Genomic DNA, 25118 nt, shown 5'->3' on the forward strand with positions numbered 1-25118 from the left:
TCGGCCGTCTACGCACAGGATGCGGGAGCTCTCTTGCCAGGAAACGCCACCACTCGCTTCGACGATGTGGCCCTCGTCTCGGTGGCCAGCGTGCTGCCCAGCCGCGTGACCACCTCCGACGACATCGAAGAGAGGCTGGCGCCCGCTCTGTCGCGGCTGAAGCTGAAGCCGGGACTCCTGCGCCGCGTGGCCGGAGTGGTGGAGCGCCGCAACTGGGCCGAGGGCGAGTCGTCCGACGAGGCGACGATCGCCGCCGGCAAGCAGGCGCTCGCCGAGGCGGGCGTCGACCCGAGCGAGGTCGGGCTCATCATCAACACCTCGGTGACGCGCAAGCACCTCGAGCCGTCGGTGGCCGTGCGACTGCACCACGGGCTCGGGCTGCCGAGCTCGGCGATCAACTTCGACGTGGCCAACGCGTGCCTCGGCTTCATCAACGGCATGAGTCTCGCGGCGGGCATGATCCAGTCGGGTCAGGTCAAGTACGCCCTCATCGTCAACGGCGAGGACGCCGACGAGATCCAGGTCAACACGATCAACCGGCTCGTGCGCGAAGACCTCGACCGCGACGCGTTCATGCAGGAGTTCGCGTCGCTGACGCTCGGCTCCGGCGCCGCGGCCGCGGTGCTCGGCCGCGCGAGCGACCATCCCGAGGGCCACCGGATCGTCGGGGGCGTCACGCGCGCCGCCACCCAGTTCTACGACCTCTGCGTCGGCAGCGTCGACGGCATGTTCACCGACGCGAAAGCGCTGCTCAAGGGCGGCCTCGACCTCGTGGTGTCGGCGTGGAAGGAAGCCCGGGAAGAGTTCTCGTGGACGGGTATGGACCGCTACATCACCCACCAGGTCTCGTCGGTGCACACCTCCGCGATCGTCCGCGCCGCGAAGCTCGACCGCGGCCGGGTCCCGGTCACCTACCCCCACCTGGGGAACGTGGGGCCCGCCTCCATCCCGATCACCCTGGCCGACGAGCAGAAGACCCTGCGCCGCGGCGACCGCGTCCTGCTGATGGGAGTGGGCTCCGGGCTGAACACCGGGATGCTGGAGCTGGCCTGGTGACGATCACGGACCTGTCCGCGACCCTTCCCCCGGCGGGGCTCCCCGGTCTCGACCCCGCCCTCTCCCGCCTCGTCGAGGTCGACGGCGCTGGCGCAGATGCGGGTCGCCGGCGCACATGGCACGTGCTGGACACCGGTCCCGCGCTCACCGCACGCGGCCTCACCCCCGTCGGCACGATCGTCGCCGTCCACGGCAACCCGACCTGGTCGTACCTGTGGCGCGCGCTCGTGAACGCGTCGCTCGCCCGCGCCGACGCGGGCGCTCCCGCGTGGCGCGTCGTCGCGGTGGACCAGCTCGAGATGGGCTTCTCCGAGCGCACCGATCTGCGCCGGACGCTGGCGCAGCGCATCACCGATCTCGGCGGCCTCGTCGACGCCCTCGGCATCCAGGGTCCGATCGTGACCATCGGGCACGACTGGGGCGGGCCGGTCTCGCTCGGCTGGGCCGTGCAGCACCGCGAGCGGCTCGCCGCCGTCATCGCGTTGAACACCGCGGTGCATCACGCCGAGGATGCGCCGCTGCCGTTCCCGCTGCGGGTCGCGACCGCGCGCGGCGTCCTCGCCGCGGGCACGACCGGGACGACCGCGTTCCTCGACACGACCCTGGCCCTCGCCGACCTCGACCCGGCGGTCCGCGCGGCGTTCCGCACGCCCTACGCCACGGCCGCGCGCCGCCGCGGGATCGGCGGGTTCGTCGCCGACATCCCGGCGACCGCCACGGACGAGAGCACCCCGGCGCTGCGCGCTCTCTCCGCCGGTCTCCGCGAACTCGAGGTCCCGGCCCTGCTGCTGCGCGGCCCGAAGGACCCCGTATTCCTCGAGGCGCATCTCGACGACCTCGTCGACCGGCTGCCGCACGCCGACGTCCACCGCTACGAGGGCGCGGGCCACCTGATGGCCGAGGAGCGTCCGTACGCCGAGGCGGTGCTCGACTGGCTCGCCGCGCAGAGCGCTCCGGATGCCGACACCCCCACGCCCGCGGACGACACCCCCGCCCCCGCTCCCCTGTGGGCGGCCCTCGACACGCGCCGCGAGGACGACGACGTCGCGGTCATCGACATGGCCACGGGTTCCACCGAGACCCCGCTGCGGGTGAGCTGGCGGCAGCTCGCCGAACGGGTCGACGAGCTCGCCGCGGGCCTGGACGCCCTCGGCATCCGCGCGGGCGACCGCGTCTCCCTCCTCGTCCCCCCGGGGCCCACGCTCACCGCCGTGCTGTACGCGTGCCTGCGCATCGGCGCCGTGGTCGTCGTGGCCGACCGGGGGCTCGGCATCCGGGGTCTCTCCCGCGCCGTCCGCGGGACGGTGCCCGACGTCGTCATCGGCGAGGTCGCCGGGCTCGCCGCCGCGCGCGCTCTCGGCTGGCCGGGCCGTCGGGTGTCGGCCGCGGCTCTCCCCGCCGCCGCGATGCGCGCCCTCGGGGTCGACGCGAGCCTCGCCGACATCGCCCGAGCCGGGCGCGGCCGGACGCTCCCCATCCCTCCGGACGCGGACGCGGACGCCGCGGTCCTCTTCACCTCCGGCTCGACGGGACCGGCGAAGGGTGTCGTCTATACGCACCGCCAGCTCTCGTCGCTGCGGGACGCCCTCGCCGAGCACTTCGACGTCGGTCCCGACACGGGGCTCGTGACGGGTTTCGCGCCCTTCGCGCTGCTGGGTCCGGCGCTCGGCACCCGGTCGGCCACCCCCGACATGGATGTGTCCGCACCGCGCACGCTCACGGCGTCCGCCGTGGCCTCGGCGGTGCGCGCGTCGGACGCGGGGATCGTCTTCCTCTCCCCCGCCGCCGTCCGCAACGTCGTCGCGACCGCCGGCGAGCTGGGGTCCGACGATCGCGCGGCGCTCGACCGCGTCCGCACGTTCCTCTCGACCGGCGCGCCGGTGGGCACCGCCCTGCTGCAGCGAGCGCAGCAGCTCATGCCGAACGCCACGGCCCATACGCCGTACGGCATGACCGAGTGCCTCCTCGTCGCGGACGTCACACTGCCGGAGATCGTGGATGCCACCGCCTCCGGCGATCGCGGGGTCTGTGTGGGGGCGCCCATCGGCCGCGGACGGGTGCGCATCGCGCCTCTCGACGCGGACGGCCGCGCCACCGGCATCCCCACGACCGACTCCGGGGTCACGGGCGAGGTCGTGATCAGCGCGCCGCACCTCAAGCGCGGCTACTTCCGACTTCACCTCACCGACCGCGAGGCGACGCGCGACCTGGGCGATCTCCGGGGCCGCTGGCACCGCACCGGCGACGTGGGGCATCTCGACGCCGACGGACGCCTGTGGATCGAGGGGCGGCTCCCCCACGTCATCACGACCGCCGAAGGACCTGTCACCCCGGTCGGCATCGAGCAGGACGTCGAGGCGGTTCCCGGCGTGGTGCGCGCGGCGGCCGTCGGCGTGGGACCGGTCGGGCGGCAGGTCATCGCGGTGGTGGTCGAACGCGATCCGGGAGTACGGCGCGCGGGCGTGGCATCCGCGGGTCTGACCGAGGTCGTGCGCGCGGCGACCGCGTCGCCGATCGCGGCCGTGCTCGTGGTACCGGCGCTCCCGACCGACATCCGCCACAACTCCAAGATCGACCGCTCGCGCCTCGCGGCCTGGGCCGAGCGGGCGCTCGCGGGCGAGCGACCGACGGCGCCGTGAAGGTCCTCGCCACCGGGGCGTCCGGCTTTCTCGGGCGCGCGGTCGTCCGGGCGCTGCAGGACGCCGGCCACGACGTCAGAACGCTGCAGCGGCGACCGTCCGGCGTGCCGGGTGCGGACGACCGCCTCGGATCGGTGACCGACCCGGATGCCACCGCTGCCGCCGTCGAGGGCGTCGACGCCGTCGTGCATCTGGCGGCGAAGGTGTCGCTCGCGGGCGACCCGGGCGAGTTCCGCGCCGTCAACGTCGAGGGCACCCGGACGCTGCTCGATGCCGCCGCCGCGGCGGGGGTCACGCGCATCGTGCACGTGTCGTCTCCGTCGGTCGCACACGCCGGGCATGCCCTGGCCGGGGTCGGGGCCGAGCCCGCCGATCCCGCCGGCGCCCGCAGCGAGTACGCCCGCACCAAGGCGGAGGCCGAGCTCCTCGCCCTCTCCCGCGCCGGGGAGTCGGCATCCCTCGTCGCGATCCGGCCGCATCTCGTGTGGGGCCCCGGCGACACGCAGCTCATCGCCCGCGTGGTGGACCGCGCGCGCCGAGGGCGATTGCCGCTGCTCAACGGCGGCACGGCGCTGATCGACTCGACGTACGTCGACAACGCGGCATCCGGGATCGTGGCCGCGCTGGAGCGCGTCGACGACGTCAGCGGCCGCGCCTATGTGCTCACGAACGGCGAACCACGCCCCGTGGGCGACCTGCTCGCCGGGATCTGCCGCGCGTCGGGCGTACGACCGCCGCGGTTCAGCGTCCCCGCCGGGGTGGCGCGCGCGGCCGGAGGGCTCGTCGAGCGGGTCTGGGCCGTCCGCCCGGGGAGCGATGAGCCCCCGATGACCCGCTTCCTCGCCGAGCAGCTCTCCACGGCGCACTGGTTCGACCAGACCGAGATCCGCCGCGATCTGCGCTGGACGCCCGCCGTCTCGCTCGACGAGGGCCTCCGCCGCCTCTCCCGCGCCTGACCCGGGCATCCCGGCTCCCCGGCGCCGGCTCGCTTGCGCCGCCCCCCTCTCCCCGATATCCGCGATAAACGCGATTCACCGCGAGAAACGCCACGGCGTCCCGTTTCTCGCCGCCGATAGCGTTTATCGCGCCCACGCGGCACGGACCCCCCGCGGCGCCGACCCCCCCCGCGGGACCGACCCCCCGCGGCACCGCCTCCGGCACGGCGCCGAACACGGCAGAAGGCCCGCCCCACGGGGGACGGGCCTTCGGGATGCCGGGGCTCAGACCAGGTCGAACCGGTCCAGCTCGGTCACCTTGCGCCATGCGGCGACGAAGTCGTGCACGAACTTCACCTTCGCGTCGTCCGAGGCGTAGACCTCGGCGAGCGCGCGGAGCTCCGAGTTCGAGCCGAACACCAGGTCGACACGGGTGCCGATGCCGACCTTCTCGCCCGATCCGTCCTTGGTGCCCTCGAACGCGTGCTTGCCGGCGTCCAGCGGCTTCCACGTCGTGCCGAGATCGAGCAGGTTCACGAACACGTCGTTGGTGAGCGCGCCCGGAGTCGCGGTGAACACACCCCAGTCCGAGCCGTCCCAGTTCGCCCCGATCGCGCGGAGGCCCCCGACGAGCACCGTCGTCTCGGGCGCCGTGAGCGTGAGCAGGTTGGCCTTGTCGAGCAGCAGGTACTCGGCCGGCAGCCGCGACTCGCGCGAGGCGTAGTTGCGGAAGCCGTCGGCGATCGGCTCGAGCCAGCGGAACGAGTCGACGTCGGTCTGCTCCTGCGTCGCGTCGGTGCGGCCCGGGGTGAAGGGCACCTCGACCTCGACACCGCCCGCGCGGGCGGCCTGCTCGACACCGGCGTTGCCGGCCAGCACGATGAGGTCGGCGATCGAGACCTTCTTGCCGTCCGCCGCCTGCGCGTCGAACTCGGCCTTGATGTTCTCGAGGACCGAGAGCACGGATGCCAGCTGCTCGGGGTTGTTGACCGTCCAGCTCTTCTGCGGCTCGAGGCGGATCCGCGCGCCGTTGACACCGCCGCGCTTGTCGCTGCCGCGGAAGGTCGACGCCGCGGCCCACGTCGTGGTCACGAGCTGCGGCACCGAGAGTCCGCTGTCGAGGATCTGCTGCTTCAGCGCCGCGGCGTCGGCCGCGTCGATGAGCGGGTGGTCGACGGCGGGCACGGGGTCCTGCCAGTCGAGCACCTCGGCGGGCACCTCGGGGCCCAGGTACCGGGCACGCGGGCCCATGTCGCGGTGGGTCAGCTTGAACCACGCGCGGGCGAAGGCATCCTGGAAGGCCGCGGGGTCTTCGGCGAAGCGGCGCGAGATCTTCTCGTACGCCGGGTCGACGCGGAGGGCGAGGTCGCTCGTCAGCATGCGCGGCTCGCGGCGCCCCTCGGAGTGGGCGAGCGGAACCATGTCGGCGCCGGCGCCGTTCTTCGGACGCCACTGGTGGGCGCCGGCCGGGCTCTGGAACAGCTCCCACTCGTAGGCGAACAGGATGTGGAAGAACTCGTTGTCCCAGCGGGTGGGGTGGTAGGTCCACGTCACCTCGAGGCCGCTCGAGATCGTGTCGTCGCCCTTGCCGGAGCCGAAGTCGCTCTTCCAGCCGAAGCCCTGGTCCTCGATGTCGCCGGCCTCGGGGTTGGGACCCACGTGGCTGTCGGACGCGGCCCCGTGGGTCTTGCCGAAGGTGTGTCCACCCGCGATCAGCGCGACCGTCTCCTCGTCGTTCATGGCCATGCGGCCGAACGTCTCGCGGATGTCGTGGGCCGACAGCTGCGGGTCGGGGGTGCCGTTGGGACCCTCGGGGTTGACGTAGATGAGGCCCATCTGCACGGCCGCGAGCGGCTTCTCGAGATCGCGCGTGCCGGTGTAGCGTTCGTCGCCGAGCCAGGTGGTCTCGGGGCCCCAGTACACGTCGTCGTCGGGCTCCCACACGTCGGCGCGCCCGCCGGCGAAGCCGAACGTCGGGAAGCCCATGTCCTCCAGCGCCACGTTGCCGGCGAGGATCATGAGGTCGGCCCACGAGATCGACTGACCGTACTTCTTCTTGATGGGCCACAGCAGACGGCGGGCCTTGTCGAGGTTGACGTTGTCGGGCCAGCTGTTCAGCGGCGCGAACCGCTGCATGCCCGCGCCCGCGCCGCCGCGGCCGTCGGTCACGCGGTACGTGCCCGCGCTGTGCCACGCCATGCGGATGATGAGGGGGCCGTAGTGGCCGAAGTCGGCGGGCCACCAGTCCTGGGAGGTCGTGAGCGCCTCCTGGATGTCCTTCTTCACGGCATCCAGGTCGAGGGCCTCGAACGCGGCGCGGTAGTCGAAGTCGCCGCCGAGCGGGTCGCGCTTCTCGTTGTTCTTCGCGAGGATCTTCACGTTCAGGCTGTCGGGCCACCACACGCGGTTGGCCGACCCGCGGGTCGGGTGGGGCAGGGCGCCGGCCGGCTCGCTGTCGGCGGGTGCTTCGCCCACCGGCAGTCGGTTGTCGTCGGGGGCGGCACCATCGTGGAAGACGGGGCACCCGTTCAGAGCGTCGCTCATCGGGATCCTCTCGGTTTTTCGGCTTCGGACGTCGCTCGACAATCGGGGCAGACGCCCCAGAACGTCACCTCGGCGGTCTCGATGAGGAAACCGCTGCCCTCGGGCACGTGCAGGCAGGGGGCCTCGCCCACGACGCAGTCCACGTCGTCCACCCGGCCGCAGCCGGTGCACACGACGTGGTGGTGGTTGTCCCCGACCCGCAGCTCGAACATGCCGGGGTGCCCGGCCGGCTCGATGCGGCGAGCCAACCCCGCGTCGGCGAGGTCGCCGAGGGCGTTGTACACCGACTGCATGCTGGTGCCCGGGAGCGTCCCCCGGATGGCGTCGAAGACGTCGTCGGCGGTGGCGTGCGGTCCGGAGCGCAGCGCTCCCAGCACCGCCACACGGGTCGCGGTGACCCGCAGTCCCGCGCCGCGCAGGAGCGCGTCCGCGGTGGCATCCGTCCGATCGTCGAGCATGGTTCCACCCTACGTATTTTTGAGTGAATCAAAAATGACGCGCCGGGAAACGTCCGGAATCGCGGATGCCTCAGCCCGACGTCAACGTCGGAGTGCCGGCCTCGTACTCGGTGACGTCACCGGTCTCGCCCGAGCGGAACGCCCGGCGCCCCCACACGAGCATGTACGCGAGGAAGAGGCCGAGGGCCGCCGCGCCGATCGCGATCTTCACCTGCCACGGCAGCGTCGAGGGCGTCACGAAGCCCTCCACCAGGCCCGAGAGCCCGAGCGCGAACACGAGGCCCACCGCGACCGTCGCGAGCGATCGCCCCTCCGCCGCGAGGGCCGCGGATCGCGTCCGGCGGCCCGGCGCGACCCACGCCCAGAAGATGTGGAGCCCGGCCGCGCCGGCGACGAAGATCGCCGTGAGCTCGAGCAGGCCGTGCGGGAGGATGAACTGGAAGAACACGTCGGCGCGGTCGAAGGCGACCATGATGGCCGCCGAGGAGCCCACGCCGACGGCGTTCTGCATCAGGACCATCAGCGGCCAGAAGCCCGTGACGCCGAACAGGACGCACTGCGCCGCGATCCACGCGTTGTTCGTCCACACCGTTCCGGCGAAGATCGCGTTCGGGTTCTCGCGGTAGTACTGCACGAACTGCTCATCGGCGTAGTTCTGCAGCTCGCTGCGCGCGCCGAGAGCCGCGACGGCGCGGGGATCCGACGAGATCCACACCGCGACGAGCGTCGCCACCACGACGAAGGCCACCGCGACGGCCAGCGTCGTCCACCGGACGCGGTACAGCGCGGCGGGCAGCTGCTGCAGGAAGAACCGGGGCGCCTGGCGGAGCACGTTCTCGCGGACCCCGGTGAGCCGCAGCCGGGTGCGGGCGAGGAGGATCGACACGTGGTCACCCTGGGGCGTCCGTCCGGCGGAGGTCTTGATGTCGGCGAGGTCCGCCGAGGCCGCGCGATAACGGGTGACGAGCTCGTCGACCTCCGGGCCGCTCAGCCGCCGCGTGCGCCCCAGCTCGTCGAGCCGCGCCCATTCCTGCCGACGGGCCGCCGTGAGGGCGTCGAGGTCCATGTGGTCAACTGTACGCATGGCCTCCCCCGCGCCCCTCCCCGCGACCCGAATCTCGCGCGCGCACCTCGACGCCGACGAGACGCTCACCGGAGAGGCCGTCGCGCTGGATGTTCAGCCGCTCGGCTTCTTCCTCCGGGCGGTGGGATGCCTCATCGACATGGTCGCGGGGATCGCCCTGCTGATCGGGGGCTCGCTGTTCCTCGCCGTGCTCGTGGCGGGGGGCACGATCCCGGACTCCGCCTTCCGCATCGGACTGATCACCCTCCTCGTCGTCGTGATGGTCGTGGTCCCGACGGCCGTCGAGACCCTCTCGCGCGGGCGCAGCCTCGGCCGCTGGGCGGTCGGCGGTCGGGTCGTGCGCGTCGACGGCGGGGCGGCCGGGTTCCGGCAGGCGTTCATCCGCGCGCTCGTGGGCGTGCTGGAGCTGTGGTTCACGCTCGGCGGCATCGCCGCGATCGTCGGGATGTTCACCCCGCGCGCCCAGCGCCTGGGCGACCTGTTGGCGGGGACGGCGTGCGAACGCACCCGTGCCCGTCCACTGCCCGCGGCGGCGCCCGGCGTGCCGCCGGGGATGGAGGGCTGGGCCGCGGTCGCCGACGTCTCGCGCCTGCCCGACCGCCTCGCCGCGCGCATGGCGCAGTTCGTCCGCGGCGCGGAGGCCCTCGAGCCGACCGCGCGGGCACGCGTCGCGGCGGGCCTCGCCGAAGCGGTGACGCCCTACGTCGCGCCGATCCCCGCCGCCGATCCGGAGACGTTCGTGCGGGCGGCGGCCGCGGTGCGCCGCGAGCGCGAGTACCGCGCGCTGGTGCTCGAGAACGAGCGCGCGGCATCCCTCACCGAACGCGCGTGAGTCGCCGGGATTCGTCGCCTCGCGTCGGGATCAGGCGACGAAACGTGGTGACTCGCGCCTCCCGGCCGAGTCAGGCGCGCAGGGTCTCGTGCCGCACGACGACCCATCCGCGCGGGACCGACAGGCGGTCGGCGTGCAGCGCGCACAGGTCGTGGGCGTGCGGGTCGCCCGCACGGCCGAGGGGTCCGAGGGCGGCCATCTGGTCGCCGTAGTCGTAGGTGAGGGTGCTCATCGCCTCGCGGGCGCATCCCACCTTCGAACAGAGTCTGTCGCGCATCGCGGGTCAGCCTAGGCCGACGTCCGTCCGGGCCGGCGACGCCGCGCCGCGGCCGAGCGCGGCGGATCGGAACGCAGACGGGCCGCCGCCCGTCCGAGGATGTCGGCGAGGGCGTCGACGTCGGCCTCGTCGAGGGCGGCGAACAGCAATCGCCGCACCGCCTCGATGTGGCCCGGGAACACCGCGGCCAACGTCGCCCTCCCCTCATCGGTGAGGGTCACCACGACGCCGCGCTCGTCCTCGGGCGAGGGCGCGCGGACCACCAGGCCGCGCTGCTCGAGCAACTGCGCCTGGTAGGTCAGGCCGCTCCGGCTGTAGACGACGCCGTCGGCGAGGTCCGTCATCCGCAGCGCTCCGCCGGGGGTGTCGCCGAGGCGGGCGAGCAGCTGGAACTGCACGTAGCCGACGTCGCCGGCCTCTTTCAGCTGTTTCTCCACGGCATGGCGCAACAGGCTGCCGACCTCCATGAACGCGAAGTACGCCTCGAGCTGCCGAGGAGCGAGGGCGGCGGGGGTGTCGGTCATCCTCCGATCCTATCTTGCTTCGACTTCGAAGCAGTGTTACGGTCTCGATATTGCTTCGAATTCGAAGCGCATATCCGAGGAGATCAGCATGAAGGCAGTACGGTTCCACGAGGTCGGCGGACCCGAGGTGCTCCGCATCGAGGACGTCGAGACCCCGACGCCCGGGCGGGGACAGGTGCGGCTCCGCGTCGCCGCATCGGCGTTCAACGCGGCCGACAACGGCATGCGCGCCGGGTTCCTCCCGATCCCCGTCGCGCTCCCCCACATCCCCGGCTACGACGTCGCGGGCGTCGTCGACGCGCTCGGAGCCGACGTCGAGGGTCTCGACCTCGGACAGCCCGTCGTGGGGTTCCTTCCGATGGGAGCCGACGGCGGCGCCGCCGAGTACGTCATCGCGCCGGCCGACTCCGTCGTCCCCGCACCGCGCACCGTCCCCCTCGCCGATGCCGCAGCCCTGCCCTCCGTAGCGCTCACCGCCTGGCAGGCTCTGTTCGACGACGGCGCGCTGCAGGCCGGTCAGCGTCTGCTCGTCGTCGGCGCCGGCGGGGCCGTCGGCGGGCACGCCGTCCGCCTCGCGCGCCGGGCAGGGGTCCATGTCGTCGCGACCGCGAGCCCCCGCAGTCTCGCCGCGGTGCGTGCCGCCGGAGCCGACGAGATCGTCGACCACACGGCACATTCCCTCCTCGACGCCGTCGGCGCGCCGGTCGACGTGCTGCTGAACCTCGCCCCGATCGATCCGGACGACTTCGCGCGTCTCGTGTCGCTCGTCCGCGACGGGGGCACCGTCGTCAGCACGACGGCGTTCATGCCCACACCGGGCGACGACACGCGCGGTGTGCGCGCGGCCACGGTGTTCGTCCGCGCGGATCGGGAGCGGCTCGCCGAGATCGTCGGGCTGGTGGATGCCGGCGATCTCGTCGTGGACGTCGACCGGCGGATCCCGCTCGACGCGCTGCCCGCCCTCCACGCCGAGGCGAGCGAAGGACGTGTGGCGGGCAAGGTGGTCGTCCTCGCCGAGGACACTCCCCGATGACGCGCGCGTCGGCGGGCGCGCACTCCGGTGCCGCTCGCCGACCTTGCGCGATCGCCGCGCGAGCCCGGCGCGCGCGAACGTAGGATGGCGGCATGCGTCGTCGAACCCGTGAGGCCCCGCCGGTCGCGCGCCCCTCGCGCCACGGCCGTCACGGTCGAGAGAACCGCAGCCCCGTCGTCCGGCCGCCGCTGCCTCCGCTGGACACCCGCATCGAGCGCTTCGACATCGCCGTGAGCACGGCCGCCGAATTCCTGCGCTCCGCGTGGAGCGACCTGCGCGACGTGTCCTTCGAGATCGGCATCATGCCGCCCGCCGCCGCCGGCGCGATCCCGCGATGGCAGGTGCTGCGCGAGCAGAAACGCATCATCCTCTACCGGGTGCCGATCGAGCGTCTCGGACATCCCCACATCGACGACGATCTGCACCGCCGCATGATGATCGAGGGCGCCGTGTTCCGCGCGGCCGCCGAGTATCTCGATCGCGATCCGTGGGACCTCGGGCCCGAGCGCTTCCGCTTCTTCTGAGCCCGGCGGGTGCGGGTCAGGGCAGGACCGTCAGGGCCCCCGCGGCCGCGTCGGCCGGCCACAGCGGGTACCCGGCGAGCGCACCCGGTGCCGCGTAGGACACCGCGGCGTGGACCGGACGGTCCGGGCTGAGCTCGTAGACCCCCGCGCCCACCGGCACTGTCGCGGATCCTCCCGCCGGAACCGTCACGGTCACCGGGGCGCCGCCGCCTGGGGGCGTCAGGGTGACCGAGGCGGGTCCTCCCGCGGCATCCGTCGCCACGACGAGCGCAGCGCCCGCCCCCGGCGCGACCGCCACGAGACCGGATGATCCGAAGCTCGGCGCGGGGGCGTACCAGGCGAAGTCGGCGCCTGCCCCGAAACCGGTCGTCGACCACACGCCCCCGACGACCGGCTGGGCGGCGTCGATCGAGACGGTGTACGCGCCGGGTGCGAGGCTCGAGAGGTCGAGGGACGTGGGGGTCCCGGCGGGGAGGTCGAGGGTGCGCGGATTCTCCGCGGGCGTGCTGCTGCCCACCGGCGTGATCGTCACGGTCGCCGACGTGGCGGATCCGGGCGCGAGCAGTCGCAGCACCGTCCCGGCATCCCCGGCCGACGCCGTCACGACCTGGACGCCGGGGATCACGAGCGACGTGGACGCCTGGGCGAGCGGGGCGGCCTGATCACTCCCCCCGGGGAGCAGCACACGCGTGAGGCTCGCCTGCAGGGACGCCCGCACCGGCGCCCCCGTGGCGACGACGCGGACCACCGGGCTCTCCTCGCCCAGCAGGAGGCCCGCGAGGGGGATCACGCGCTGACCGCCGGCGGGAACGACGATCCCCGCACCGGATGCCGGGGCGGATACGCCCTGCGCGCCGTACACGGTCAGCTGCACGGTGGCGGCGACGTCGCCCGGGTTGCCGAGGACCACGAGGTCGTTCGCGCCGGTCGTGCTGGCCCCGGCGACGAGCCACGACTCCGCGAGCGGCGGCCGGCAGGCCGAAGCGCTGAAGCCGATCAGGTCGGGCGACGCGACCGTCGCCGACCCCGCTGCGGCGTACGCCGTCGCGGTGCGGTCGCGCGGCGGAGCACGGAACACCGTGGCATCCCCCGATCCGTCCGCGGTCGCTCCCGAGAGGGCGGAGGTCTCCGCCCCGGAGGTGTTCGGACCCGACACGGTGGCCTGCGGGGCGGCGACGCTGACCGCGCCGGCCGACTCGGCCGTGCGCCCGAGCGCGAACACTGGGCCGTCGCACGCGAGGACGGTGTCCGACGGAGCGGGCGTGACCTCCACGCGGACCGGATCGGCGACGAGACTCGGCCACGGCGCGGCGATCCCGGCGATCGTCCCGACCACGACCGCCGCGGCGACGGCGCCCCCCACGATGACGCGGGCACCGGTGGTGGCCGCACGAACCAGGCGACGATCGCTCATCGGGTACCTCCCCGGACGAAGCCGACGGTGCGCGGGGTGCGGCGCGCGACGCGACGCGACGCGACGGTCGGGACGGCGAGAAGCGCGGCGACGACGAGCACGCCGATCCACCCTGCCGCGACGAGCTGCTGCAGTCGGGCCTGGGTGCCGTCGAGCGCGGCGCGGGGCTGGACGCCGGAGGTGACGCGCCAGAGGTCGCCGCGCGCCGTGGCTCCCACGGCGTCGAGGGAGTCGCGCTGGTCGAGCGATGTCGCCGCCGTGAGGCGGGCTCCGCGGATCACGTCGTCCTCCCCTCCCGGCCCGGGTTGGAGTAGGACGAAACCGATGCCGCGCGCCGCCAGGGCGCCCACCGCATCCTCCGAGGAGGGCGTGACGAGGTCGGCGGCGAGGGAGGCCAACTCCTGATCGGCGGGGCGCGCCTCGGTGCGCGTGGCATCCAGGGTGCTCTGCCCGCCGAGCGTGGCGCTGCCTCCCCAGACGACGTCGACGCGCAGGCCGTCCGCGCGGGGGTCCAGCACGATCGTCCCCACGGACGTCGAGCCCCGTCCCTCCGCGGCGACGAAGGCGGGGAGGGTCGATACGGGGCCGTTGGTGAGTACGGCGCGCGGCGTGTCGGACGTCATCGCGGTCAGCGACGGTGCAACGGCGACGGTCAACGCGGCGAGGGTCAGCAGGGCGCCGATGGGGCGGAGCACGCGGATCCGCGAGGGGACCCCGGCGTCCAGCGCGACGACGGCCGCCCCGACCACCCCGAGCCAGGCCAGGCTCAGCCCCGAGCCGGGCCAGAGCGGGATGGGCGTCGCGTGATCGAACGACACGGCGACACCGACGGCCGCGAACGCCGTGGCCAGGCCCGTCGCGGCGATGAGGAGCAACCCGGCGGCGGTCAGCCACCGCGGCGTGAGCGCCGCCAGCAGTGCCAGGACCGCGAGCGGCGCGGCGAGCAGGACGATCCACCACACCGGACCTCCGGTGAGGGCCGTCCATCCTCCCGGGTCGGAGGTGGGGAACCCGGCCGCGAGCAGCAGACGACCGAGTGGGTCGGCGGTGGCCTCGTCCCCCGCGAACGGGACGCCCGGGTCGGCGAGCAGCCCCCACGGGTTGCCGAGCCGCACCTGCGTCCAGACGAGCGGCGCGAACACCACGATCGACGGCACCACGAGCCACACCACCCGGGCGATGCCCCGGGGTGCGACCAGCGCGACGACCACGAGCGCGGCCGACCACAGCACCGCGACCGCCGGGGCGAGGGACGGGGCGCACGCGAGGACGGCCACGAGAAGAATGGATGCCGCCCCGGCGGGCGCCCACGACCGGTGGGCCACGCTCGCGGCGAAGAAGAGCCACGGCAGCAGCAGGTGGAGCAGGAGCGCTGCCGGGCGCCCTTCGACCAGGGCGGCGAGGAAGGCGGGCGCGAGTGCCCAGGCGATCGCCGCGGTGATGCGCAGCAGCGACGATTCGGTGACGCGCGTCGCCGCGAACCACCCGCCCAGTACCGCGAGCGGGAGGGCGAGGATCCACAGCACGACGAGCGCGCGGGAAGGCTCCGCGGGGGACAACGAGCCGATGAGGGCGAGCAGCGCGGAGAACGGGTCGGCGGGACCCACGACGTCGAGGCCGAGCGGGCGTGCGCCCCACGCGGCGTCCTGCCAGAGCCCCGCGACGGTCGCGCGCAGCGGCGCCAACCCCTCGCCACCGAGGACGGGCCACGCGAGCAGAGGGGCGAAGAGCAGTGCGGAGACCGCCAGCGCGCCGAGGACCACCCACGCGCCGCCGCCGACGAAGAAGCGCAGCTCCGACCGCACCGGGGCGTCGCTCTCGGCGGCGTCGCCGTCCCATCGCAGCCGCATCTCCGACCGCGAGACGCGGAGGGGGGCGATGCGGGACCATCCCACCGTGCGGGCGGTCCGGATGCGGCGCCGCGCGCGGGCGACCGCGGCCATCCGCGCCATCACCAGGAGCGTCGCACCCCACTCGGGGAGGACCTTGTGCGGGACCTTGCCCACCAGGTGGACGACGCTGCGCCACAGCGCGAGCGGCAGGAACGAGAGCCAGTGCAGCACGACGGCGGGAGCGGGGGCGTACGCCAGACGGCGGTGCAGCTGGGCGGTGCGCTCGGCGAACGCCCGGCGCCGCGCGCGCTTGCGCCCGCGCGCCATGGCGGCGACCCCGTCTCCGGCGACCGCGACGCGCGCCGCGGGGACGAGCGACACGCGGTCGGCGGCGAGCCGGGCACGCACGGCGAGGTCGAGTCCCTCGTCGGCGCCCCCGAGCGCGGGGTCGAGCCCGCCGAGCGCGCGCCACGACTCCCGGTGCACGAGCATTCCGCGCACGTCCGCCCCCAGCACGTCCGCGTCGCCGTCGCGCTGGCCCTGGTCCAGTTCGCCGGCGGCGAGCTCGACCGTGCGGCCGTACCGCGTCATGCTGACCCCGAGCGAGACGATCTCGGCCGGGTCGTCCCAGGCGACGAGCTTGGGCGCCGCCACCGCGAGCGAGGACGAGAGTTCGAGCGCACCGGCGAGCCGGAGGAGCGCATCGGGGTCGGGGGCGGTGTCCTGAGCGAGGAGCCAGACCGCATCCCCCGTCAACCGCGGTGTCGCGAGGGCGGTCGCGGCGGCGAAGGTCGTTCCCGCGGAGGCCGTGATGACGCCCTCCGCGCCGGAGGCGGCGGCGATGCGGGTCAGGGCGGGGTCGTTCCCGCACAGCACGATCGTGAGCGCGTCCACGGGGCGCGTCTGAGCGGCCAGCGCTTCGAGGGTACGCGTGAGGTGGGGGGCTGCGGGGATGCGACCTTCGGGGCGGACCACGAGGACGGCGTGTACACGGGCGGGCATGGCGTGGTCAGCCTAGGCGGGGTACTCCGGGTTGTCGCACGCCGCGCCGGTTCGCGACGGATCCCTCAGGAACCGCGACGCGGGCGCGGGGGCTCAGGCGCGACGCTTCAGCTTGCGACGTTCGCGTTCGCTGAGACCGCCCCAGATGCCGAAACGCTCGTCGTTCTGCAGGGCGTACTCGAGGCACTCGGACTTCACGTCGCAGGAGGTGCAGATGCGCTTGGCATCCCGCGTCGATCCGCCCTTCTCCGGGAAGAATGCTTCGGGATCGGTCTGCGAGCACAGCGCGTCGGTCTGCCACGCGAGGGTGTTCTCCTCGGGGGCGTCGATGTCGCGACGGACACCCGGGACCCCCAGGTCGACCGGGTCGACGAACCAGTTCTCCGGGACACCGGACCGGTACTGCGATGTCGCCATCTCGTCCTCCCCCTCGTTCGATCCCCTGACGCTGGCGCGTACGAGTAATTACACCCGTGTCATTCCGATTGGTCAAGTCGCGGATCGTAAACCCTCAAGGGCGAGGTGAACCTTCACGACGCACCGTCGGCGTGTCGCGTCACTCCCCGGGCATCGCGACGAAGAGCTCGCCGCCCTCGACCGACAGCGGCGACTCGTCGGGCGTGATCACTGCGGCATGTCCCGAGGTCAGCGTCACACTCGCCCCGGAGGCCCCCGTGACGACGGCCTCTCCCCCCACCGCGAGCGCGATCGAGACGCCCGCGAGCGCCACCGTGCCGGACGTGTCGCCGAGCACGTGGGCGAGAGAGAAGTCCGGGATGCCGGGGGCGAAGAGCTCCACCCCCGCCTCGCCCCGGCGGGGGGCGAGCACGGGCGGGGCCGCGGGGCGGAAGTCGACGAGCGCGAGAAGCTCCGGCACGTCGATGTGCTTCGGGGTCAGACCGCCCCGCAACACGTTGTCGCTGGCCGCCATGATCTCCACGCCGAGTCCCGCGACGTAGGCGTGCAACACGCCGGCCGGGACGAAGATCGCCTCGCCGCGCCGCAGCTCGACGAGGTTCATCAGAAGCGCGACGACGATGCCCGGGTCACCGGGGTAGGCGGCCTCGAGCGTGCGCGTCAGACGGAGCTCGCCCGCGAACTCCTCGGACCGGGCGGATGCCGCGGCCGCGACGATCTGCTCGATCGCTGAGGCGTCGGCCTCGTCGAGCGCCCACGCGATCGCCGCCCGGAGAGCTGCGGCCGGGTCATCGGCATCCAACAACCCCCCGAGGGTCCGCACGGCCTCACCCGTGCCGAGCGCGGCGATCAGGCGACGCGTCGCCTCGATGTCGCGCAATCCCGCGAGCGCGGTGAACGTGTCGCTCAGCGCGACGATGACCTCGGGCTTGTGATTGTCGTCCTTGTAGTTGCGGTGGCCGGCGTCGCGCGGCACGCCCGCGGCCTCTTCGCGAGCGAAGCCCCGGGCCGCCTGGTCCTTCGACGGATGCACCTGGATCGACAGCGGCCCCCCCGCGGCCAGCAGCTTCAGCAGATACGGCAGACGAGCGGGGACGCCCGCGTCGTCCGCGTGCGCGCCCAGCCAGGCATCCAGCGTCCGGTCGGAACCGTCGTGCACGAGAGCCGGGGACCCCGGGTGGTCCCCGAACCACACTTCGGCCTCCGGGGAGCCCGACGGCGTCCGCCCTTCGAGACCGGCGATGAGCGTGGAGCTGCCCCAGGCGTAGTCGCGGGGGGTGTTCGAGATCTCGATCAGCACGGGCGTCAGCCTAGCGGCGACGCCCTCGGCTCCCGTACGCGCGGGCGGTACCCTGAGGGCACGATGGCGATGTACACCAGTCACCCGGTCTCGGCGCTGCCGACCCCTCCCCCGCGGGAGACCACCGGGCACCTCCTCCTCCGCGCCTGGTGCGTCTTCGTGCTGTTCCTCGCCCTGGGCGGCGTCGGCGTGATCAACGCCGTCGGCCCCACGGTCACGGGAATCCTCGCGGTCGCCTCCGCGCTGGTGTCGGCCGTCGTCTGGATCGTCGTCCGCCCTCAGGTCGCGGTGCGGCGTCTGCCGTTCCTGGCGTTCGGCTACGTCACGTGGGCGGGACTGTCGATCCTGTGGAGCGCCTGGCCCGCGGCATCCGTGCTCACCTGGCTGCTGCTGGCAGTGACCACCTTCCAGGGGCTGTTCATCGGCGCCGTGCTGACCTGGCGAGACGTCGTGGGTGCCGTCGCCTCGGCCGCCAAGTGGGTCGTGGGGCTGTCGCTGCTGTTCGAGCTCGCCGTCTCGATCTTCGTCCGGGGTCCGATCCTGCCCGGCTTCCAGTTGCCCGCAGGCCGGATGGATCCCATCGTCTACTGGTCCCGCGACAACCTCTTCGACGGGGGTCGCATCCAGGGCATCTTCGGCAACGCCAACCTGCTGGGCGCGGCGATGCTCCTCGCCATCATCGTGTTCGCCATCCGCTACGCCGCGCGGGCCCCGCGCCGCTCACTGCTCTGGGGCTGGATCGCGGTCGCCGCCTTCCTCTTCATCCGGGCCGGCTCCGCCACCACCGTGATCGCCGCGGCGTTCGTCGTGCTCGTGCTCGCAACGGTGCTGGTCATGCGCACGGCGGGTCGTCCGGGCGAGCGCACCCGCTGGTACGCGCTGTACGCGATCGTGGGACTCGGCGGCGGAGCCGCACTGTGGTTCGGCCGCGACGGCGTGTTCGGCGCGCTCGGCCGCGACGCCGATCTCACCGGGCGTGAGGGGATCTGGGCCGACGTGCTGGCGCGGGCGGATCAGCATCCGTTCCTCGGGTGGGGGTTCTCCACGCCCTGGATCTCGTCTGAGCCGCTCATCGACGGATGGATCGTGGATCACGGGCAGACCGTGATCCAGGCCCACAGCATGTGGCTCGACGCCTACTTCCAGCTCGGCGGGGTCGGCGTCGTGCTGCTGGCCCTGGTGTTCCTCGCCTATGTGTGGCGATCGTGGTTCTTCGCGGTGGACCGCCCGCGCTGGGACCTGCGCGCCGACCGACCGTACTCCCCCCTCACGCTGCTGCCGACGCTGGTGGGAGCCCTCCTGGTGGTGCAGGGCCTCACCGAGTCGACTCCCCTCCTGCTGTGGGGCTGGATGCTGGTGGTGCTCTTCGGGTCGAAGATCAAGCAGTCGCCCCTGCTGGGGGTCGGCCCGGCCGAACAGAGCATCGCGATCGAGCGCGGCGAGTTCCAGAGATCGGGGTCGTGAGCGACGCACCGCCCGCGATGCGGCCGGACCCGCGGACCGTCCTGGCCTCGGCGGAACTCGCGCGGGCGTTCGCCCTCGCGGTGTTCGCCGCGACGTTCGGCGGATCGGCGATCCGTGGCGCCGCGGGGGACGTCACGTACGCCACGATCCTCACCGGCCTCTGTCTCCTCGGCGGGGCGATGCTCGTCACCCGGCGGCGCGAGGTCGAGATCCTGCACCTGGCGCCGACGACCCTCGTGCTGTTCGTCGTGTGGGCCGGCGCGAGCGTCCTGTGGAGCACGGACGCGCTCCGCAGCGGCACCGGGTGGGCTTCCCTTCTCGGCGTCTCGTTCCTCGGCATCGTCGTCGGGCACGTGCGCGACGCGCATCAGAGCGTGCGCGCTCTGGGGGACGTCCTGCGCTGGCTGCTGGCGGCTTCCCTGGTGCTCGAGATCCTCAGCGGCATCCTGTGGGACACCCCCATCCCATTCCTCGGCATCCAGGGCGACATCGCGCGACTCGGTCCCGTGCAGGGGCTCTTCGGCAGCCGGAACGATCTGGGCGTCGTGACGGTCGTCGCCCTGCTGACGTTCCTCGTGGAATGGCGCACCCGCTCCGTCCGGCCCGCGACCTCGGCGGCCTCGGTGATCCTCGCCGCGCTGCTGGCCGTGCTGAGCGGCTCGCCGACCGTCCTGATCGTCGCGGTGGTGACGGCGCTCGCGGCTGCGGCGCTCACCCTCGTGCGGGCGCTCCCCCCGCGCCGACGCCGGGCGGCCCAGGTCGGGCTCGGACTGTCGGTCGCCGTCTTCTCGACCGTCGCCTGGGCGCAGCGCCTCGCGATCGCCGCCGCGCTCGACGGCCGCGCCGAACTGACGCTGCGCACCGACCTGTGGGGCGGGATCCTCCGACTCTCCGACGATCGGCCCGTCGTGGGATTCGGATGGTTCGGCCCCTGGGATCCCGCCGCGGCACCCTTCAGCACGCTCAACTTCGCCCTCGGGCAGCAACACGCCTCGGCATTGAACGCCCCTCTCGACGTCCTCCTGCAGCTCGGGTGGGTGGGGCTCGTGGTCTTCCTCTTCCTCTGCGCCCTCGCTCTCGCGCGGAGCTGGCTCGTCGCCGGCGAGCGCCGCTCGGTCGTTCACACCTGGGCCCCGTTGACGCTCGTGGTCCTGCTGACGGTGTCCCTGTTCGAGAGTTCGGTGCTGTCGGGGCCGGGCCTGCTGCTCCTCGTCCTGTGCGCGGTCCGCGCCGGCCAGTCGCGCTCCTGGCGCGAGCGCCTGGAGCGTCGCTCCGAGCCCTTCGGCGGCCCGGCGTCCACTCAGGGCGGGCGCGAGAGCGGCGGGTAGACTGCGGGCTGGCCGCGACGGCCTGCGCCTCCGACGAAAGATCCCTTCGTGACGTACACCCTGCAGAACGCGGTGCTCCCGCTCGACCGCGATCCGGACCTCCTCCCCCTGTATGTCGATCCCGAGACCTGGTCCACGATCGACGAGGAGCCGGTGCGGGTCACCAACGTCGCGCAGCTCAGCAACATCCTCGATCGCCACCGCGCCCGCATCGTCGCCGGTCGCCGCGTGTCCTTCGGGACGTACTTCAACGCGTTCCCGGCGTCGTACTGGCAGCACTGGACCGCCGTGCGCGAGGTGCGGCTGACCGTTCGCACGTCCGGGGATGCCACGATCCTGGTGTACCGCTCGAACGGAGCGGGCACGAAGCAGCGGATCGAGACCCGCGAGGTCCGCGGCGACGCCGCGACGTCGTTCGACCTCGCGCTCGATCAGTACAGCGACGGCGGGTGGATCTGGTTCGACGTCGCCGCCGACCGCACGGACGCGATGTTCGAGGGCGCCGACTGGACCACCGAGCAGGAGCCGGTGCGGGCGGGCAAGGCCAGCATCGGGATCACGACCTACAACAAGCCCGACTACTGCGTCACGACGCTGACCGCCCTCGCGGACGCCCCCGATGTGCTCGATGTCGTGGACCGCGTGTTCCTCATCGACCAGGGCACCGACCTCGTGACCGACCAGACCGCGTTCCCGGCGGTCGCCGAGCGCCTGGGCGAGACCCTGCAGATCGTGCGACAGCCCAATCTCGGCGGCTCCGGCGGCTTCGCCCGCGCGATGGTCGAGACCCTCGCGCGCCCCGAGAGCGACTTCGTCCAGCTCCTCGACGACGACGTGCGCATCGAGCCCGAGTCCATCCGCCGCTCGGTGGTCTTCGGACGCTACGCGTCGGTCCCGACGATCGTCGGCGCCCACATGTTCGACCTGCTCGACCGCCCCAAGCTCCACGCGTGGGCCGAGGTCGTCGACGACGCCCCGTTCATGTGGCGTGCACTGTTCCAGGAGCGTCTCCCCCACGACTTCAGCGTCGCGAACCTCCGCCAGACGCCGATGCTCCACATGCGGCTCGACGCCGACTACAACGGCTGGTGGATGTGCCTGATCCCCACCAGCATCCTGCGCGAGATCGGCCTGTCGCTCCCGGCGTTCATCAAGTGGGACGACGCGGAGTTCTGCGTGCGGGCCCGGGATGCCGGCTACCCGACGGTGTCGATGCCCGGCGTCGCGCTGTGGCACGTCTCGTGGGTCGGCAAGGACGATTCGATCGACTGGCAGGCCTACTTCCACGCCCGCAACCGGATCGTCGCGGCGCTGCTGCACTCGCAGTCACCGCTCGGGGGCACCCTGATCCGCCACAGCCGCCGGGTCGACCTGAAGCACCTGATGATGATGCAGTACTACCCCGTCGAGCTGCGTCACCGGGCGCTGCGCGACATCCTGTCCGGCCCCGCGCACATGCGCCAGACGTTGGATCGGGCGATGCCCGAGGCGCGCCTGATCGCCCAGAAGCACCCCGAGACCCGCATCCACAAGGATTCCGGGGTGCCGTTGCGGTCCCGCCGCGGCCGGCAGGTCTTCAAGCGACTCAAGAAGAACGAGTTCGACAGCCCGACGGGCATCGCGCTGCGCACCTTCACCGTCCGCACCTTGATCTCGCACTGGTTCCACTCCCCGCGCCCCGAGAACGTCGCCCAGCCCGAGGTGGAGTTCGGCAAGGGCGACGCGCACTGGTGGCGCGTGCCGCTGTATGACAGCGCCCTCGTGAGCGCCGCCGACGGATCGGGCAAGAACATCTACACCCGCGACCGCGCGCAGTTCCGGCGGATGCTGCTCGACAGCGTGCGTCTGCACCGCCGGCTCCAGCGCGAGTGGCCGCGGCTCGCTCGCCAGTACCGGGACGCCCTGCCCGACCTCGTGTCCGAGAGCCAGTGGCGCGCGACGTTCGAGGAGCAGGCGTGAGCACGGCATCCTTCGACCCGGCGTCCGCGACCATCGTCGTCGTCACCTATAATCGCACCCCGCTGCTGACGCGCCTGCTCGAGAGCATCGAGCGGATGTCGCCGGCACCGGGGCGCCTCGTCATCGTCGACAACGCGTCGACGGATGACACGACGGAGGTGGTCGAGTCGTTCCGCGATCGGCTCCCCACCGATCTCGTCTACCGCCGGCTCGAAACGAACACCGGCGGCTCCGGCGGCTTCAGCGAAGGCATGCGCGTGGCCTACGAGCTGGGTTCCGAGTGGATCTGGCTCATGGACGACGACGTCGAGGTCGTCACCGACGGCCTCGCCCGTATGGGGGCGTGGGCGCCGCGGTTCCGCAGCATCCAGGGACGCCGCTACGACTACGACGGCAGCGAGTTCTACTGGCAGTACCGCGTGGCCGAGTCGATGGCGATCCCGATCCCCTTCGCGCCCGCGAGCTTCGACGAGTCGGGTTTCAAACCGATGAACTCCGGATGCTTCGAGGGCATGTTCATCCACCGCGACGTCGTGGCGAAGATCGGCCTGCCCGACCCGCGCTTCTTCATCTACTGGGACGACCAGCTGTACGGGTGGCTCGCCTCCCGCGTGACCGACTCGGTGATCGTGAACGAGTTCGTCCTGCGCCGTACCCGCGAGATCAAGCAGTGGGACATGGGCATCCGGCATATGAACGCCTCGAGCGACGCGTACCGGTTCTACATCATGCGCAACCGGGCCTACCTCGCGAAGTACTACCGCGAGCTGGGCGTCTACCGTCCGCTCCTCTTCTCCGCCGGCACCGCGCTGACGTTCGTGAAGGAGCTCATCCGACTGGTCGTGGTCGAGCGGAAGCTGCGTGGCACCAGCCACTTGTTCCGTGGGCTGCGCGAAGGCCGGAAGATCTCACGCGACGCGTCCTGGCGTCCGATGCCGCCGCTGGAGCCCGCTCAGCCCGTCGCGTAGTCCGCGTTGTAGCGGTCGAGTACCTCAGCGATCGGGGCATCCAGCTTCAGCACGCCGCCGTCGAGGTAGAGCCCGCGCGTGCAGAAGCGCCGCAGGTCCTTCTCGTTGTGGCTGACGAAGAAGAGGGTCCGACCGTCCGCGAGGAGTTCGTCGATGCGGCGGTAGCACTTCTCACGGAACGAGCGGTCGCCGACGGCCAGCACCTCGTCCACGAGCAGGATGGGCTCATCCAGCTGCGACACGACCGAGAAGGCCAGGCGCACCTTCATCCCGTTCGACAGGTGCTTGTACGGGGTGTCCACGAAGTCGCCGATCTCGGCGAACGCGATCATGTCGTCGAACCGACGCGACACCTCGGCGCGCGGCATCCCGTGCAGGCCGGCCGTGAGCCGGACGTTCTCGCGGACCGTCAGGTCGCCGACGAATCCCCCGGTGATCTCGATCAGGGGCGCGACGCCCCCGCGGACGTCGACGCGGCCCTCGTCGGGCAGGAGGACACCGGCGACGAGTTTCAGCAGGGTCGACTTCCCCTGCCCGTTGCGCCCGACGACGCCGATCGCCTCACCTGGCTGCACCGAGAACGACACCCCGCGCAGCGCCCAGAACTCGTCGGGGCGGGTCCGTCGGGCCGCGCCCCCGAAGAGGTCCTTCAGCGAGCGGCCACCGCGACGGTTGCGGCGGAAGCGGACGCCGAGGTCGTCCACCTCGATCGCGGGGCGGTCCATCACAGCTCCTTCAGCACGGGACGTTCCAGACGCGGGAACAGCCACACACCGAGGGCCAGGATGCCGAGGCTCAGCGCGGCACCGACGATCACGGTCAGCGGATCCCACTGATCGGGGAAGAACCCGACACGGTAGAGCGTGATGATGCCCGCGAGCGGGTTGACGGCCGCGAGGTCAGCGAACACGCCGGGGAGGTTCCCGACGCCGTAGATGATCGGCGAGGCGTAGAACAGTGCGCGCAGCACGAGGCGCGTCGTGCGCTCCAGATCGCCGAACATCACGCACAGCGGCGCCACGATCAGCCCGAGGCCGACCAGCAGCACACTCTGCAGGAGAACCGCGATGGGAAAGAGCAGGAGTCCCCACGTCACCTGGGCGCCGCCGAAGACCGCGAACAACACGAGCACCGGGAGGGAGAACAGGAACTCGATGCCCTTGCTCAGCACGATGCGCGTGACCCAGATGCTGCGGGGGATGGACGTCGACCGCACGAGGCGCGCGTCCTTCTTGAACGCTCTCGTGAAGTCGGTGACCGCCGAGTTGAACCACACCCACGGCAGGAGCGCCGTGATGAGGAACACGATGTACGGATCCTCGCCGACCGAGCGGTGGAACACCTGCGTGAAGACGAACCAGTAGATGCCGCTCATCACCAGCGGATCGAGCACCGACCACAGGTACCCCAGCGCACTCGTGGAGTACCGGACGCGCAGGTCGCGCGCCGACAGCAGCCACAGCGAGTGGAGAGAGCGCCGCACCGATCCGGGGGCGCCGACGGCGGCGGGGGTCACCGGAGAATCCTA

The 25118-nt window shown here is 72.6% G+C and carries 21 protein-coding genes; 10 read left to right on the forward strand and 11 right to left on the reverse strand.

The genetic code is table 11. The annotated features are described in order from the left end of the window. Positions 1–33: 33 nt before the first annotated feature. Genes BW982_RS05445 through BW982_RS05455 form a run of 3 tightly spaced genes read left to right on the forward strand, consistent with a single transcriptional unit; the run spans position 34 to position 4651 of the window. Positions 34–1056, forward strand: a complete 1023-nt coding sequence (locus BW982_RS05445; RefSeq protein WP_076491006.1) for a 3-oxoacyl-ACP synthase III — start codon at positions 34–36, stop codon at positions 1054–1056. Continuing rightward, a complete protein-coding gene (locus tag BW982_RS05450) occupies positions 1053–3695 on the forward strand; it encodes an alpha/beta fold hydrolase (protein WP_076491007.1) in 2643 nt (880 codons plus the stop codon). The genes BW982_RS05445 and BW982_RS05450 overlap by 4 nt, the downstream gene beginning before the upstream one ends. Beyond that, on the forward strand, positions 3692–4651 hold the full coding sequence (locus tag BW982_RS05455) for an NAD-dependent epimerase/dehydratase family protein (protein ID WP_076491008.1): 960 nt from the start codon (positions 3692–3694) through the stop codon (positions 4649–4651). The genes BW982_RS05450 and BW982_RS05455 overlap by 4 nt, the downstream gene beginning before the upstream one ends. A gap of 264 nt (positions 4652–4915) precedes the next feature. Here BW982_RS05455 and katG read toward each other — a convergent pair whose 3' ends face one another. From katG to BW982_RS05470, 3 genes are all read right to left on the reverse strand, one after another. Then, positions 4916–7174, reverse strand: coding sequence for a catalase/peroxidase HPI (gene katG / locus BW982_RS05460; RefSeq protein ID WP_139327316.1), 2259 nt, complete (start codon positions 7172–7174; stop codon positions 4916–4918). Next, positions 7171–7632 (reverse strand): Fur family transcriptional regulator, encoded by a 462-nt coding sequence (locus BW982_RS05465; RefSeq protein WP_076491009.1) that lies wholly within the window; start codon positions 7630–7632, stop codon positions 7171–7173. The genes katG and BW982_RS05465 overlap by 4 nt, the downstream gene beginning before the upstream one ends. A gap of 70 nt (positions 7633–7702) precedes the next feature. Further along, on the reverse strand, positions 7703–8698 hold the full coding sequence (locus BW982_RS05470) for a stage II sporulation protein M (protein WP_076491010.1): 996 nt from the start codon (positions 8696–8698) through the stop codon (positions 7703–7705). A gap of 16 nt (positions 8699–8714) precedes the next feature. Here BW982_RS05470 and BW982_RS05475 point away from each other — a divergent pair, with 16 nt between their 5' ends. Next, positions 8715–9548, forward strand: coding sequence for an RDD family protein (locus BW982_RS05475; RefSeq protein WP_076491011.1), 834 nt, complete (start codon positions 8715–8717; stop codon positions 9546–9548). A gap of 70 nt (positions 9549–9618) precedes the next feature. Here the strand turns inward: BW982_RS05475 and BW982_RS05480 are convergent, their stop codons facing one another. Together BW982_RS05480 and BW982_RS05485 are read right to left on the reverse strand one after the other, a co-directional pair. Further along, positions 9619–9825, reverse strand: coding sequence for a DUF3499 family protein (locus BW982_RS05480; protein WP_022878762.1), 207 nt, complete (start codon positions 9823–9825; stop codon positions 9619–9621). Between the two features lie 11 nt (positions 9826–9836). Further along, positions 9837–10349, reverse strand: a complete 513-nt coding sequence (locus BW982_RS05485; RefSeq protein ID WP_076491012.1) for a MarR family winged helix-turn-helix transcriptional regulator — start codon at positions 10347–10349, stop codon at positions 9837–9839. An 88-nt stretch (positions 10350–10437) separates the two neighbouring features. On the opposite strand from BW982_RS05485, the gene BW982_RS05490 reads away from it, so the two are divergent. Beyond that, positions 10438–11382, forward strand: a complete 945-nt coding sequence (locus BW982_RS05490) for an NADP-dependent oxidoreductase (RefSeq protein WP_175611033.1) — start codon at positions 10438–10440, stop codon at positions 11380–11382. A 92-nt stretch (positions 11383–11474) separates the two neighbouring features. Beyond that, positions 11475–11906 carry a hypothetical protein gene (locus BW982_RS05495; protein ID WP_076491013.1) on the forward strand — a complete coding sequence of 144 codons (432 nt, stop codon included), beginning with the start codon at positions 11475–11477 and terminating at the stop codon, positions 11904–11906. Positions 11907–11922: 16 nt separating this feature from the next. Here BW982_RS05495 and BW982_RS05500 read toward each other — a convergent pair whose 3' ends face one another. From BW982_RS05500 to manA, 4 genes are all read right to left on the reverse strand, one after another. After that, positions 11923–13320 (reverse strand): DUF5719 family protein, encoded by a 1398-nt coding sequence (locus tag BW982_RS05500; protein ID WP_076491014.1) that lies wholly within the window; start codon positions 13318–13320, stop codon positions 11923–11925. Next, a complete protein-coding gene (locus BW982_RS05505) occupies positions 13317–16154 on the reverse strand; it encodes a glycosyltransferase (RefSeq protein WP_076491015.1) in 2838 nt (945 codons plus the stop codon). The genes BW982_RS05500 and BW982_RS05505 overlap by 4 nt, the downstream gene beginning before the upstream one ends. 93 nt (positions 16155–16247) lie before the next feature. Next, a complete protein-coding gene (locus BW982_RS05510) occupies positions 16248–16571 on the reverse strand; it encodes a WhiB family transcriptional regulator (protein ID WP_076491016.1) in 324 nt (107 codons plus the stop codon). Between the two features lie 139 nt (positions 16572–16710). Beyond that, positions 16711–17871, reverse strand: coding sequence for a mannose-6-phosphate isomerase, class I (manA, locus tag BW982_RS05515; protein ID WP_076491017.1), 1161 nt, complete (start codon positions 17869–17871; stop codon positions 16711–16713). A 63-nt stretch (positions 17872–17934) separates the two neighbouring features. Here manA and BW982_RS05520 point away from each other — a divergent pair, with 63 nt between their 5' ends. Genes BW982_RS05520 through BW982_RS05535 form a run of 4 tightly spaced genes read left to right on the forward strand, consistent with a single transcriptional unit; the run spans position 17935 to position 23590 of the window. After that, positions 17935–19335: an O-antigen ligase family protein gene (locus tag BW982_RS05520; protein ID WP_076491018.1), complete on the forward strand. Its 1401-nt coding sequence runs from the start codon at positions 17935–17937 to the stop codon at positions 19333–19335. Further along, positions 19332–20663 carry an O-antigen ligase family protein gene (locus BW982_RS05525; RefSeq protein WP_076491019.1) on the forward strand — a complete coding sequence of 444 codons (1332 nt, stop codon included), beginning with the start codon at positions 19332–19334 and terminating at the stop codon, positions 20661–20663. The genes BW982_RS05520 and BW982_RS05525 overlap by 4 nt, the downstream gene beginning before the upstream one ends. Positions 20664–20711: 48 nt before the next feature. Continuing rightward, positions 20712–22622, forward strand: coding sequence for a glycosyltransferase (locus BW982_RS05530; protein ID WP_083696519.1), 1911 nt, complete (start codon positions 20712–20714; stop codon positions 22620–22622). After that, positions 22619–23590, forward strand: a complete 972-nt coding sequence (locus tag BW982_RS05535; protein ID WP_076491020.1) for a glycosyltransferase family 2 protein — start codon at positions 22619–22621, stop codon at positions 23588–23590. The genes BW982_RS05530 and BW982_RS05535 overlap by 4 nt, the downstream gene beginning before the upstream one ends. Here the strand turns inward: BW982_RS05535 and BW982_RS05540 are convergent. Together BW982_RS05540 and BW982_RS05545 are read right to left on the reverse strand one after the other, a co-directional pair. Beyond that, complete coding sequence (locus BW982_RS05540) at positions 23575–24315, reverse strand: ABC transporter ATP-binding protein (RefSeq protein ID WP_076491021.1); 741 nt, start codon at positions 24313–24315, stop codon at positions 23575–23577. The two genes, BW982_RS05535 and BW982_RS05540, sit on opposite strands and share 16 nt — an antisense overlap. Next, positions 24315–25106 (reverse strand): ABC transporter permease, encoded by a 792-nt coding sequence (locus BW982_RS05545; protein WP_076491022.1) that lies wholly within the window; start codon positions 25104–25106, stop codon positions 24315–24317. Before BW982_RS05545 ends, BW982_RS05540 begins: the two co-directional genes overlap by 1 nt. Between the last annotated feature and the right edge of the window lie 12 nt (positions 25107–25118).

It is taken from the genome of Microbacterium sp. RURRCA19A (genome assembly GCF_900156455.1).
GTDB lineage: Bacteria > Actinomycetota > Actinomycetes > Actinomycetales > Microbacteriaceae > Microbacterium.

What these genes read in the sequence shown, in the direction of transcription:
- katG (WP_139327316.1), bottom strand. Translation starts at nt 7,174, where the DNA reads ATGAGCGACGCTCTGAACGGGTGCCCCGTCTTCCACGATGGTGCCGCC.
- BW982_RS05540 (WP_076491021.1), bottom strand. Translation starts at nt 24,315, where the DNA reads ATGGACCGCCCCGCGATCGAGGTGGACGACCTCGGCGTCCGCTTCCGC.
- BW982_RS05505 (WP_076491015.1), bottom strand. Translation starts at nt 16,154, where the DNA reads ATGCCCGCCCGTGTACACGCCGTCCTCGTGGTCCGCCCCGAAGGTCGC.
- BW982_RS05480 (WP_022878762.1), bottom strand. Translation starts at nt 9,825, where the DNA reads ATGCGCGACAGACTCTGTTCGAAGGTGGGATGCGCCCGCGAGGCGATG.
- BW982_RS05465 (WP_076491009.1), bottom strand. Translation starts at nt 7,632, where the DNA reads ATGCTCGACGATCGGACGGATGCCACCGCGGACGCGCTCCTGCGCGGC.
- BW982_RS05490 (WP_175611033.1), top strand. Translation starts at nt 10,438, where the DNA reads ATGAAGGCAGTACGGTTCCACGAGGTCGGCGGACCCGAGGTGCTCCGC.
- BW982_RS05510 (WP_076491016.1), bottom strand. Translation starts at nt 16,571, where the DNA reads ATGGCGACATCGCAGTACCGGTCCGGTGTCCCGGAGAACTGGTTCGTC.
- BW982_RS05470 (WP_076491010.1), bottom strand. Translation starts at nt 8,698, where the DNA reads ATGGACCTCGACGCCCTCACGGCGGCCCGTCGGCAGGAATGGGCGCGG.
- BW982_RS05495 (WP_076491013.1), top strand. Translation starts at nt 11,475, where the DNA reads ATGCGTCGTCGAACCCGTGAGGCCCCGCCGGTCGCGCGCCCCTCGCGC.
- BW982_RS05475 (WP_076491011.1), top strand. Translation starts at nt 8,715, where the DNA reads ATGGCCTCCCCCGCGCCCCTCCCCGCGACCCGAATCTCGCGCGCGCAC.
- BW982_RS05500 (WP_076491014.1), bottom strand. Translation starts at nt 13,320, where the DNA reads ATGAGCGATCGTCGCCTGGTTCGTGCGGCCACCACCGGTGCCCGCGTC.
- BW982_RS05520 (WP_076491018.1), top strand. Translation starts at nt 17,935, where the DNA reads ATGGCGATGTACACCAGTCACCCGGTCTCGGCGCTGCCGACCCCTCCC.
- BW982_RS05485 (WP_076491012.1), bottom strand. Translation starts at nt 10,349, where the DNA reads ATGACCGACACCCCCGCCGCCCTCGCTCCTCGGCAGCTCGAGGCGTAC.